The 12,343-nt window shown below is 65.6% G+C and carries 8 protein-coding genes; 6 read left to right on the top strand and 2 right to left on the bottom strand.

The features are described 5' to 3' along the window. From B2U07_RS20480 to rlmF, 6 genes are all read left to right on the top strand, one after another. Positions 1-1,184: class I tRNA ligase family protein (locus B2U07_RS20480; RefSeq protein WP_296277667.1), on the top strand; the 1,184-nt coding region annotated here is incomplete at its 5' end. A 137-nt stretch (positions 1,185-1,321) separates the two neighbouring features. Beyond that, entirely contained in the window at positions 1,322-2,755 is a 1,434-nt protein-coding gene (gene nhaC, locus B2U07_RS20475) for a Na+/H+ antiporter NhaC (protein WP_275546000.1), read from the top strand. A 144-nt stretch (positions 2,756-2,899) separates the two neighbouring features. Further along, complete coding sequence (nhaD, locus tag B2U07_RS20470; RefSeq protein ID WP_275546001.1) at positions 2,900-4,276, top strand: sodium:proton antiporter NhaD; 1,377 nt, start codon at positions 2,900-2,902, stop codon at positions 4,274-4,276. Between the two features lie 36 nt (positions 4,277-4,312). After that, entirely contained in the window at positions 4,313-4,609 is a 297-nt protein-coding gene (locus B2U07_RS20465) for a winged helix-turn-helix domain-containing protein (RefSeq protein WP_275546002.1), read from the top strand. Positions 4,610-4,872: 263 nt separating this feature from the next. After that, the gene (locus B2U07_RS20460) at positions 4,873-6,702 is read left to right on the top strand and encodes an SLC13 family permease (RefSeq protein WP_275546058.1); all 1,830 of its coding nucleotides are present in this window, start codon (positions 4,873-4,875) and stop codon (positions 6,700-6,702) included. Between the two features lie 145 nt (positions 6,703-6,847). Then, complete coding sequence (gene rlmF / locus B2U07_RS20455; protein WP_275546003.1) at positions 6,848-7,846, top strand: 23S rRNA (adenine(1618)-N(6))-methyltransferase RlmF; 999 nt, start codon at positions 6,848-6,850, stop codon at positions 7,844-7,846. A gap of 504 nt (positions 7,847-8,350) precedes the next feature. Here the strand turns inward: rlmF and B2U07_RS20450 are convergent. Together B2U07_RS20450 and B2U07_RS20445 are read right to left on the bottom strand one after the other, a co-directional pair. Further along, positions 8,351-8,893 (bottom strand): isochorismatase family protein, encoded by a 543-nt coding sequence (locus B2U07_RS20450; RefSeq protein ID WP_275546004.1) that lies wholly within the window; start codon positions 8,891-8,893, stop codon positions 8,351-8,353. 2 nt (positions 8,894-8,895) lie between these two features. Next, entirely contained in the window at positions 8,896-12,330 is a 3,435-nt protein-coding gene (locus tag B2U07_RS20445) for an AAA family ATPase (RefSeq protein ID WP_275546005.1), read from the bottom strand. Positions 12,331-12,343: the final 13 nt, after the last annotated feature.

Genomic DNA, 12,343 nt, shown 5'->3' with positions numbered 1-12,343 from the left:
GCAACGTGCTCGACCCGCTGGATATCGTCGACGGCATCACCCTCGACGAACTGCTGGAAAAACGCACCAGCGGCATGATGCAGCCCAAGCTGGCCGAGAAGATCGCCAAGCAGACCAAGGCGGAGTTCCCCGAAGGCATCGCCAGCTATGGCACCGATGCCCTGCGCTTCACCTTCTGCTCGCTGGCCACCACCGGCCGCGACGTGAAGTTCGACATGGGCCGCGTCGAGGGCTATCGCAACTTCTGCAACAAGCTGTGGAACGCCGCCAACTTCGTCATCGAGAACACCGATGGCCAGGACACCGGCATTAACGGTGAAGAGGTTGAGCTGTCCTCGGTGGACCGCTGGATCATCAGCCAGCTGCAACGCACCGAAGCCGAAGTCACCCGCCAGCTCGATGCCTTCCGCTTCGACCTGGCCACCCAGGCGCTCTACGAGTTCGTCTGGGACCAGTACTGCGCCTGGTACCTGGAGCTGGTCAAGCCGTTGCTGTGGGACGAGAACGCGCCCATCGAGCGCCAGCGCGGCACCCGCCGCACCCTGGTGCGCGTGCTGGAGGTGATTCTGCGCCTGGCTCACCCGTTCATGCCCTTCATCACCGAAGAAATCTGGCAGCGCATCAAGGGCCAGGCCGGCGTGCAGGGCGAGACCCTGATGCTGCAGCCGTGGCCGGTGGCCAATGAAAGCCGCATCGACGCCGCCGCCGAAGGGGACATCGAGTGGGTCAAGCAATTGATGCTCGGCGTACGCCAGATTCGTGGCGAGATGAAAATCTCCATGGCCAAGCGCATCGACATCATCGTTGCCAACGCCAGTGCCGAAGATCAACGCCGCCTGGCCGACTTCGAGCCGCTGCTGAACAAGCTGGCCAAGCTGGAATCGGTACGTGTGCTGGCTGCCGGTGAAGAAGCGCCAATGTCCGCCACCACCCTGGTCGGCGAGATGGAAGTGCTGGTGCCGATGGCCGGGCTGATCGACAAGGACGCCGAACTGGCGCGCCTGGACAAGGAAATCGCCCGCCTCGACGGTGAGGTCAAACGCGTCGGCGGTAAGCTCGCCAACGAAGGCTTCGTCGCCAAGGCGCCCGCCGAAGTGCTGGAAAAGGAACGCGCCAAACTGGCCGAGGCCGAGCAGGCCCTGGCCAAGATGGTCGAGCAGCGCGGCAAGATCGCTGCACTCTGATCCTCCCGCGACACCCACAGGCCCGCGCCCTAACCGGCGCGGGTTTGTTTTTTGTGGGAGGGGCTTCAGTCGCGAGCTTCAACCGCAAAGTCGCGGCTGAAGCCCCCCACGGTTCATCTGATTTTCCGGTACCCCCAATGACACCCCGCTCCCCTTCCCTGCTCGACGCGCTGCTGCCGATTGGCGTGCTCGTCGTGCTCCTCAGCCTGTCCGTCTACTTGTTCGGTGATGGCTCCTCCAGCGGCCCGAACCAGATCGCCCTGATGAGCGCGGCCTTCGTCGCAGGCCTGGTCGGACTGAAGAACGGCCTGCGCTGGGCCGAGATCGAAGAAGGCATACTCGCTGGTATTCATATGGCGATGAAGGCCAACCTGATTCTGCTGGCGGTCGGCGCACTGATCGGTACCTGGATTCTCGCCGGTACCGTGCCGACCATGATCTGGCTGGGCCTGAAGCTGATCAGCGCCGAGTACTTCTACCTCACCAGTTGCCTGATCTGCGCGCTCACCGCGCTGTCGATCGGCAGCTCGTGGACGGTGGCCGGCACTCTCGGCATCGGTCTGATGGGCGTGGCAGCAGGCCTGGGGCTGGACCCGGCGATCACCGCCGGCGCGATCATTTCCGGCGCCTACTTCGGCGACAAGCTGTCGCCACTATCGGACACCACCAACCTGGCGCCGGCCGCTGCCGGCGCCGACCTGTTCGCGCATATCCGCAACATGCTGCGCACCACCGTGCCGGCGCTGCTGATCGCCTTGGTGATCTTCTTCACCCTCGGCCAGCAGGCCAGCGCCAACCATGACACCGGGCGCATCGCCGAGGTGTTGAGAGCCCTGGAAGCACAGTTCCGCCTGGGCTGGCACCTGCTGCTGCCAGTGGCCTTCCTGTTGCTGCTCGCGGTGCGCCAGTGGGCCGCCTTCCCGGCGGTGTTTCTTGCCGCCCTGCTCGGTGCAGTGTTCGCCGTGGTGTTCCAGCCTGAAGTGATGGCGCGCCTGAGCGACCCTGCCGCCGGTGCACTGGCCCCACTGAAAACCGTATGGAGCGCGCTGTTCGCCGGCTACGAGTCGGCCAGCGGCAACGCCGAACTCGATGGTCTGCTATCCAAGGGCGGCATGGGCAGCATGCTCACCACCGTGTGGCTGATCATCTGCGCCATGTGCTTCGGCGGCGTGCTGGAGCGCCTCGGCCTGCTGCAACGCCTGTTGCAGAGCGCGCTGCGCCTGGTTCGCAGCGACAGCGGCCTGGTCGTCAGCACCATCACCACCACCATCGGCACCAACATCATCACCGCCGATCAGTACATCGCCCTGGTGCTGCCGGGCCGTATGTACCGCGCCGAGTATGAGAAGCGCGGCCTGCCGGCTACCAGCCTGTCCCGCGCCCTAGAAGACGGCGGCACCCTGACCTCGGTGCTGGTGCCCTGGAACACCTGCGGCGCCTACATGGCCGCCACCCTCGGCGTGGCCACCCTGAGCTACCTGCCGTACTGCTTCTTCAACCTGATCATGCCGGTGCTGGCCATCGCCCTCGCCTACCTGCTGCCACCACGCAGCAGCGCTGCCGCACAGTAGCCGTACCGCTGCGCGCGAGCGGCATGGATCGCCCTCGCTGCGCAGCTGCGGCATTAAGTCGTTTCCTTTTACAAGGTATTTCAGGCATCTTCCCCCCGCCTACCGACCTCCAATACCTCCAAAAGAAAACAGGCGGACCCCTTCATGTATGCGTTGATGGCCCTCGTATTCGTCCTCGGTTACCTCTGCATCGCCCTCGAACACCCGTTAAAGATCGACAAGGCAGCCTCCGCCCTGCTCACCGCCGTGATCGCCTGGACACTGCTGGTGCTCGGCGCCGACAGCATCCTGCCGCTGCTCGGTACCGGCACTGCCGGGGCCAGCACCAACACCCATCATGTGGTCGAAGAGCTGCGCCATCATCTCGGCGAGATTTCCGAGATTCTGTTCTTCCTCATGGGCGCGATGACCATCGTCGAGCTGATCGACGCCCATGAAGGTTTCAAGGTCATCACCGACCGCATCCGCACTCACAAGCGCGTGCACCTGCTGTGGCTGGTGGGGCTGATCACCTTCTTCCTCTCCGCCGCGCTGGACAACCTGGCCACTACCATCGTGATGATCTCGCTACTGCGCAAGCTGATCGCCGACCGCCACGAGCGCTGGTTCTACGCCGGCATCGTGGTCGTCGCCGCCAACGCCGGCGGCGCCTGGTCGCCAATTGGCGACGTCACCACCACCATGCTGTGGATCGGTAATCAGGTCACCGCCACCGGTATCATCATCGAGCTGTTCCTGCCCAGTCTGGTCTGCCTGCTGGTGCCGCTGCTGGTCATGAGCTTCCGCCTCAAAGGCGACGTGGCCGAGCCGCGCATCAAGGAAAGCGCCGAGAGCCGCCGCGACCCGACCACGCCCTTCGAACGCAACCTGGTGTTCGGCCTCGGTCTGGGTGCGCTGATCTTCGTGCCGGTATTCAAGACCCTCACCCATCTGCCGCCGTACATGGGCATCCTTTTCGGCCTCAGCCTGCTGTGGATCACCACCGAGATCATCCACCGCAGCAAGAACAGCGAAGAGAAGGACCCGCTGTCGGTGGTCGGCGTGCTGCGCCGTATCGACATCACCAGCGTGCTGTTCTTCCTCGGCATCCTGCTGGCGGTCTCGGCGCTGTCCAGCGCCGGCCACCTGATCCAGGTGGCGACGCTGCTCAAGGACAGCCTGGGCAACGTTTACAGCATCGCCATTTCCATCGGACTGCTGTCGGCCGTGGTGGACAACGTGCCGATGGTCGCCGGCGCCATGAAGATGTACCCGCTGATCAGCCCCGAAACCCTGGCCACCGCTGCCGCGGAAGAACTGCCCTGGCTGCGCAACTTCGTGGTCGACGGCAACTTCTGGGAAATGCTCGCCTACTGCGCCGGCACCGGTGGCAGCTGCCTGATCATCGGTTCGGCCGCCGGTGTGGCAGCCATGGGTATGGAGAAGATCAACTTCATCTGGTATCTGAAGAAGATCACCGGCCTGGCCCTTCTCGGCTACCTGGCCGGTGCCGGCACCTACATACTGCTGTTCGCCGCCTGACCCGCGGCGGCGCCCGGACACGAACAGGAAGTCACCATGCAGACGAGCAAGACCCGCACCAGTTTCTACCGTCGCCTCTACGTGGCCTGGCTGATCGACAGCGGCCAGGCCGTCAGCGTGCCCGCGTTGATGGAGGCCACCGGCATGCCGCGGCGCACCGCGCAGGACACCCTCGCGGCGCTGGCCGAACTGGATATCGACTGCCAGTTCGCGCAGAACCAGGGCGAGCGCAACAATGCCGGTCATTACCGGATTCAAGACTGGGGGCCGATCGACAAGCGCTGGATCGCCGCCAACCTGCAACAGATCAAGGCGACGCTGGGTTATCCCTGAGATAATCGCGCCTTTACTTCAGGGCGCTTCTAAAAACGTAGGCGAGGCAGTCAGCACAAGGCGCAACGACCAGCGGGAGTAACAGCCGAAGGCTGGCCCGAAGAGCGAGCGCCAGCGAGTCAAGCAAGCGAAAAACGGTCGGAGTCGCGCTCGACTTTACGAGCTGTAAATGAGCATTTTGATCGGACTCGCGCACGAGCTTGTTTTTAACGCAGTGATGACAACGCAGGTAGTTTTTAGAGGCGCCCTTCATGGGATATGCGATGAATCCGGACCTGCTCTGGGTGCTCGGCCTGCTGGCCGGCGCCGTCACCCTCTTCATCATCGGCAAGCCGCGCATGGACGTGGTCGCCCTGCTGGTGCTGGTCGCCCTGCCGCTGACCGGTGTGCTCGACCTGCAGCAGACCCTGGCCGGTTTCAGCGATTCCAACGTCATCCTCATCGCCGCGCTGTTCATCATCGGCGATGGCCTGGTGCGCACGGGTATCGCCTACCGCCTGGGCGACTGGTTGGTGGCCAAAGCTGGCAGCAGCGAGACGCGCCTGCTGATTCTGCTGATGCTGGCAGTAGCAGGGCTGGGTTCGGTGATGAGTTCCACCGGCGTGGTGGCGATCTTCATTCCGGTGGTGCTCGGCGTCGCCGCACGCCTGCGCATCGCCCCGGGCCGGCTGATGATGCCATTGGCCTTCGCCGGGCTGATCAGCGGCATGCTCACGCTGGTCGCCACGCCGCCGAACCTGGTGGTACACGCCGAACTGCGCCGCGCCGGCCTGGATGGCTTCGACTTCTTCACCTTCACCCCCATCGGCTTGGCCGTGCTGGTGCTCGGTGTCGGCTACATGCTGGTCGCCCGGCGCTGGCTGGTGCGCAATGACGCCGACGGCAACGCCGAGCCGCCGCGCCTGACCCTGGCCGACCTCGCCGAGCGCTATCGCCTGAGCGAGCGTGAGCGGCGCCTGCAGGTACGCGCCGACTCGCCCCTGGCCAGGCAGATTCTCAACGAGCTGCAGCTGCGCCGTGATCACGGCATCAACGTCATCGCCATCGAGCGTCGCCAGCGCCTGCGCACCCTGTTGCTGATGGCCAGTGGCAATACCCTACTGGAGCCGGGCGACGTGCTGCTGGTGGATATCGCCAGCCCCACCATCGGCCTGCTCGGCAGCTACCAGGCGCTGGGCCTGGAGCCCATGCCGCTGCCGCATTCCTATTTCAGCCTGCACGCCCATGAACTGGGCCTGGCCGAAGTGGCACTGCCGCCGGAGTCGCAACTCCCCGGCAAGACCATCCAGGAACTGGGCTTCCGCTCGCGGCACAAGCTCAACGTGGTCGGCCTGCGCCGCCAGGGGCAGGCGCTGGAAGGCGTGCTGGTGGATGAGAAACTCAAAGCCTCCGACACCCTGCTGGTAGCCGGCGCCTGGCGCGATATACACCGTTTGCAGGGGCTGAACCGCGACTTTCTGGTGCTCAGCCTGCCGGCGGAAGTAGCCGAGGTGGCACCTGCCGCGCGCAAGGCGCCCTACGCGCTGCTCAGCCTGGCGGTGATGGTGGGCCTGATGGTCAGCGGCCTGGTGCCCAATGTGCAGGCCGCGCTGATCGCCTGCCTGTTGATGGGCGCGTTTCGCTGCATCGACCTGGACAGCGCCTACCGCGCGATTCACTGGCCAACGCTGATCCTCATCGTCGGCATGCTGCCCTTCGCCCAGGCGCTGCAGCAGACCGGCGGCGTCGAACTGGCCGTGCAGGGCCTGGTGGGTGGCCTGGGCGGTGCGGGACCGCACCTGATCCTGGCCAGCCTGTTCGCGCTGACCGCGGTGATCGGCCTGTTCATCTCCAACACCGCCACGGCGGTGCTGATGGCCCCGGTGGCCATCGCCACTGCGCAGGCGCTAGGGGCCTCGCCGCTGCCCTTCGCCATGACCGTGGCGCTGGCGGCGTCGGCAGCGTTCATGACGCCGATCTCCTCGCCGGTGAACACCCTGGTGCTCGGCCCCGGCCAGTACCGCTTCGGCGACTTCGTGCGTATCGGCGTACCCTTCACCCTGCTGGTGATGATCGTCAGCGTACTGCTGGTGCCGCTGATCTTTCCGTTGTAGCCCAAGACGCTGAGGAAAACACCCGCCCCCTGTGGGAGCGGCCTTGGCCGCGAAGCTTGGCTGTCGCATCCATTCGCGGACAAGTCCGCTCCCACACCGCGCCAGGCTGTGGGAAAATCCGCACCCGACTCGCCAGACCATCGCCATGCCCCAGCCGCCGAAACGCCCACGCAAACCCGCCCCCGCCGCCGTGAAAACCGCGCCAGCCAAGGGCGAGCTGCATCCGCGCAATCGCCATCAGGGGCGCTACGACTTCCCTGCATTGATCAAGGCAAGCCCCGAGCTGGGCCAGTTCGTCATTACCAACCCATACGGCAAGCCGAGCATCGACTTCGCCAACCCGGCGGCGGTCAAGGTGTTCAACCGCGCGCTGCTGGCGCAGTACTACGGTATTCGCCACTGGGACATTCCCGATGGCTACCTGTGCCCACCGATTCCCGGCCGTGCCGACTATCTGCACAACCTCGCCGATCTGCTGGCCAGCGAGCAGGGCGGGCAGATACCGCGGGGTGCCGACATCCGCGCGCTGGATATCGGCGTCGGTGCCAACTGCATCTACCCACTGATCGGCCATTGCGAATACGGCTGGCGTTTCGTCGGCGCCGATATCGCCCCGGCCGCGCTGGCCTCGGCGCGCGCCATCGTCGCGGCCAACCCGCAACTGGCCGGCGGCGTCGAGTTGCGTCAGCAGGCCAATGCCGAACATATCTTCCTCGGACTGCTGCAAGCCGATGAACGCTTCGACCTGACCCTGTGCAACCCGCCCTTCCACTCCAGTGCCGACGAGGCGACCCGCGGCAGCACGCGCAAGTGGCGCAACCTCGGCAAGCTCGACCCCAGGCGCAAGCTGCCGGTGCTCAACTTCGGCGGCCAGGCGGCCGAGCTGTGGTGCCCAGGTGGCGAGGCCGCCTTCCTCAAGCGCATGGCCAGCGAAAGCGCGCAGGTAGCCGCGCAGGTGTTGTGGTTCAGCAGCCTGGTGTCCAAAGGCAGCAACGTCGAGCTGCTGCAGGGTTGGCTGGCCAGGGCCGGCGCGGCCGAGGTGCGCATCCTCGGCATGTCCCAGGGACAAAAGCAGAGCCGCCTGGTGGCCTGGACCTTCAAGGGTGCCGAGCAGCGCAGTGCCTGGCGACAGGCAGGCGCCTGAAACGCCCACAGTGCGCGTAGACCGGATGCAATCCGGGAACGCTCTGCAAGCGCCAATGGCGAACTGTTCACCTACGCGCCTGAGTCCGCCCTACAGCGTTGTTCTGTAGGAGCGGCTTCAGCCGCGAAATGCCTCGCCCAGAAACCAGCCGCAAACTGTGGGAGGGGCTTTAGCCGCGACAAACCATCGTCGCTAAAGCGCCTCCCACGACAGTTGACCTCGTAGCCCGGATGCAATCCGGGGCCTGCCGCTCGAGATCCTCGAATTGCATTCAGGCTGCGGTTCCGTAGAAGCGACTTCAGCCGTGAAATGCCCCGCCCAGAAACCCGCCGCAAACCGTGGGAGGGGCTTTAGCCGCGACAAACCATCGCCGCTAAAGCGCCTCTCACGACAGTTGACCCTCGTAGCCCGGATGCAATCCGGGGCCAGCCGCCCGAGATTTCCGGCTTGCATCCGGGCTACGGTTCCGTAGGAGCGGCTTCAGCCGCGAAATGCCGCGCCCGCTCAGCGAATAAAACCCTTGCTGACCTCACGAAACACTTCCGTGCCCGCCTGCTCCAGCCATTCGAAGGCGACCATCTCACGCGAGACGATTACAGCGCCGGCACGCTCCATGCGCGCCAGGCCCAGGGCCTTGTCGCGCGGCCGGCGCGAGCCGACGGCCTCGTCCACCACGAACACCTCGCGCCCGGCCGCCAGCAGGCCGAGTACCGTCTGCAACACACAGACATGGGTTTCCGTGCCACAAACGATGAACTGCCGACGCTCGCCGCCCGGCAGATCGAACAGCCCGGCGCCCCTGGTCGCCGAGAAATGAATCTTCTCGCGCAACCCCTCGCTCGGCAGCAGCGCCCGCAGGCCCGCCTCGGTCATCCCCAGCCCCTTGGGATACTGCTCGGTGGTGATCACCGGCACCTGCAGGCGCTGCGCCACCTGAACCAGCCAGGCGGCCTGCTCGACCACCGCCGCGCCGCCGTCGATGGCCGGCAGCAGCCGCTCCTGCAGGTCGATCACCAGTAGGGTGGAATCCTTCGCTCGCATCAGCATCGCTATGCTCCTTCCTTCACCGCAAAACGCGCATCGAGCCGGCTGTAACCGAGGCCGACGCCCTTGTGTACCCGCAACTGCACGGGAATGCGCTCCTTCATCGCCTCGACATGACTGATCACGCCGATGGTCTTGCCGCTGGCGTTGAGGTTGTCCAGGGCATCGAGCGCCACTTCCAGGGTTTCGCCATCCAGGGTGCCGAAGCCTTCGTCGAGAAACAGTGAGTCGATGCTGGTCTTGTGGCTGACCAAGTCCGACAGCGCCAGGGCCAGCGCCAGGCTGACCAGGAAGCTCTCGCCCCCTGACAGCGTGCGGCAGTCGCGGGCCACATCAGCCTGCCAGGTATCGCAGACCTCCAGCTCCAGCTCGCCGCTGCTCTTGCGCGCCAGCTGGTAGCGACCGTGCAGGCGCGTCAGTTGGCGGTTGGCCAGGTGGATCAGGTGATCGAGGGTCAGGCCCTGGGCGAACTTGCGGAACTTGGCGCCATCGGCCGAACCGATCAAACCGTTGAGTTGCTGCCACAGCGCATGTTCGCGCTCCTGCGTGGCGATCTCGGCGAACAGCGCCTGCTGGCTGCTGCGCCGCGCATCGTCAGCCTGCAACTGGGCGCGCAGCTCGCCCTGGCGTTGACTCAGCTCGCGCAAGGCCCGCTGCAGCGCCTGTAGCTGCTCGTCCAGCTCGGCCAAGGTCAGCTCGGTCTGCGCAGCAGCACTCAACTGCTGCCATTGCGCATCGGCGGCGGCCAGCAGCGTCGTCGCCTCGGTGAGAGCCTGCTGCAGACGCGCCTGCAAGGCGGTCAGACGCTCGCGTTCGTCATCGTCCAGCAGTGCAGCAAGAAATGCCGGCAAATCGGCAAAGGGGCTGGCCACCAGCGCCTGCTGCCAGCGCTGCTCGGTATCGCTCAGGCGCTGCTGCAGTTGCTGCAGCAAGGCGTGTTGGCTCTGCTCCCGGCCTCGCAAGGCATCGCTTTCACGCTGCGCGCTGGCCAGGCTGTCGATAGCACCTTGCAGGGCCTGCTCGGGCTGCGCCACTGGTTCGGGTTCGCTCAGCGCCTGCGCCTGTTCGCCCTGCCAACGCTGCTGCCAGTGCTCGGCCTGGGCCTCGGCGTCAGCGAGCAAACGCTGCGTCTCGCGCTGTTGTTCGTGCAGTTGCTGATCCTCCGCCTGAGCCTGTTGCCAGTCGCGCCAGGCGGTTGCCTGCTCGGCCAGCCAGGCATCAGCGTCCGCCGGAAACTGCCGGGCGAACCCTTCGAGGCTGGCTAACAGTGCCTGCTCATGGCGCTGCAGCTCCTGCTCCAGGCTCAGCAGACGTTCATCCTGCTCACGCTGGCGCGCCAACAGATTGTCCTCATCGCGCGCCAGCAGCTCCCGGCGCTGCTGGATATCGGCCAAGGCGCGCTCAGCTACTTCACGCGCATTGCGCGCCTGCGCCAGCTGTGCCTGCCAGTTCTCGACAGCAGCGAGCCGCTCCTGCAACTGCGCCAGGCTCTGTTCGTGTTCCCGCTGTAGCTGACGCAGCGCGTTGCCATCGGCGATCTGCAAGGCCTGTTCGGCCAGGTGCTGCTGCCACTGCGCCTCCTGCTGACTGGCCAGTTGTTGGGCCTGCTCCAGTTGCTGCTGCAACTGGGCGATTTGCGTGGCCAGGCGGGTCAGCTCGTCACGCAGGGTGCCGCCCTGGTTCTCCAGCTGCGCCAGCTCGCCGCGGCACTGCTCCAGCGCCTGGCGCGTGGCGGAAACGTTGAGCGCCTGATACTGGCTGACCGCCGGATGCTCGTGCGAGCCGCACAGCGGGCAGGCTTCACCCGCCTGCAACTGGGCACGATAGGCTTCCAGATCCTGAATGCGCTGCTCCTGCTCCAGCAGTTTTTCCTTGTCGATGACCTGCTGCTTGAGCCCCTTGTAGCGCTCACGCAGGCCGGTGATTTCATCGTTCTTGGCGGCGTGCTTCGTTTGTAACTGCGCCAGGCGCGAGGCCAGCTCGGTGAGCTGTTCGGCCGTTTGCTCGCGGCTCTGCGCCAGCTGCTCGAGGCGGTCCAGCGCCCGGCCCTGCACTTGCAACTGCTGCCAGCGCTGACGCATCCCGGCCTCATCACCCTCGCCGAGCAACGCCTGCAACTCGCTCTGCTGCCTGGCTTCGAAGCCCCTGGCCTGCTCCAGGCGTGTCGCTGCGTCCTGTTGTTGCGTGCTGAGCTGAGTACGTTGGTGTTGCAGACTGTCGAGCTGCTCACGCTCCTGCGCCAGGCGCGCCTGCAGCGCAAGCCGTTCCTTGAGCAGTTGCCCACGCTGATCGAATTGCGCACGCCAGCCCCCCAGCAACTCGCCCAGTCGCGCTCGCTGCGGGGTGGCGCTCAGGCGCGCTTGCAGCTCTTCGCGCTGTTCGGCCAGTTGCTGCTGTTCACGCTGGCGAAGGTTCAGGCATTGCCGGGCGTAGCGGCTGGCCAGCCAGAGTTGCTGGTGTTCGCGCTCGCTGCTGTGGCGTTGTTGCGCCTGCAGATCGTCCAGCGCCTGTTGCGCGCGCTGGCGATCCTCCTGCACCTGCCGCCAGCTCTGATACAGCGGCTGCAAGCGAACGGCCGGTTCACTGGCGACCAGGCGCTGCAAATCGTCGGCCGCCTCGTTGCGTGCCTGCTGCGCCTGCCCCAGCGCCAGGCGCGCCTGCTCGCGTTGCTGCTCGGCCTGTTGCAGGGCCTCACGCCAGCGGCGCTGACCTTGCAGGGTTTGCTGCCGCGCCAGCAGAGGCGCCTCTCCCTGACTCAGGCGCTGATGCTCGGCCTGCAGTTCGGCGCGCTGCGTCTCGTCCAGCAGCTCCATGCCCTGGGCGCGGCTTTTCAGCAGATTGAGCGCCTGCTCCGAAGCCTTGGTACGTTCGTAGACCTGCTGCGAGATCTGCCCGTACACCTCAGTGCCGGTCAGTTCCTCCAGCAACTCGGCGCGCTGGTTGGCGTTGGCCTCGAGGAAGGCCGCAAAGCCACCCTGGGCCAACAGCATGGACTTGGTGAAACGCTCGAAATCCAGACCGGTCAGCTCGGCGGTAAGGTGTTCCTTCTCGCGAATCTTGTCGGTCAGGATTTCGCCATCGGCAATGCGCGCCAGTTCGACCTTCGGCGCCTGCAGCGCGCCATCGACCTTGTCCCGCGCGCGACGCTGGCTCCAGAAAGCGCGATAGCCCTGCCCTTTCACCTCAAACTCGACCTCGGCCAGGCAGTCGGCGGTGTGCCGGGTCATCAGCTCGTTGCCGCTGGCCGACAGCGTGCTCATACGCGGTGTGCGGTGGTACAAGGCCAGGCAGATGGCATCGAGCAGTGTGGTCTTGCCCGCGCCGGTCGGCCCGGTGATCGCGAACAGGCCGCTACCGGCGAAAGGCTCGGCGGCGAAGTCGATCTTCCATTCGCCCTTGAGCGAGTTGAGGTTCTTGAGGCGCAGGCTGAGGATTTTCATGCACAGGTCGTAA

Source organism: Pseudomonas sp. UBA7530 (genome assembly GCF_002479365.1).
Classification (GTDB): Bacteria; Pseudomonadota; Gammaproteobacteria; order Pseudomonadales; family Pseudomonadaceae; genus Aquipseudomonas.
Note: the sequence above shows the minus strand (reverse complement) of the source record. Positions and strands in the feature narration are given on the sequence as shown.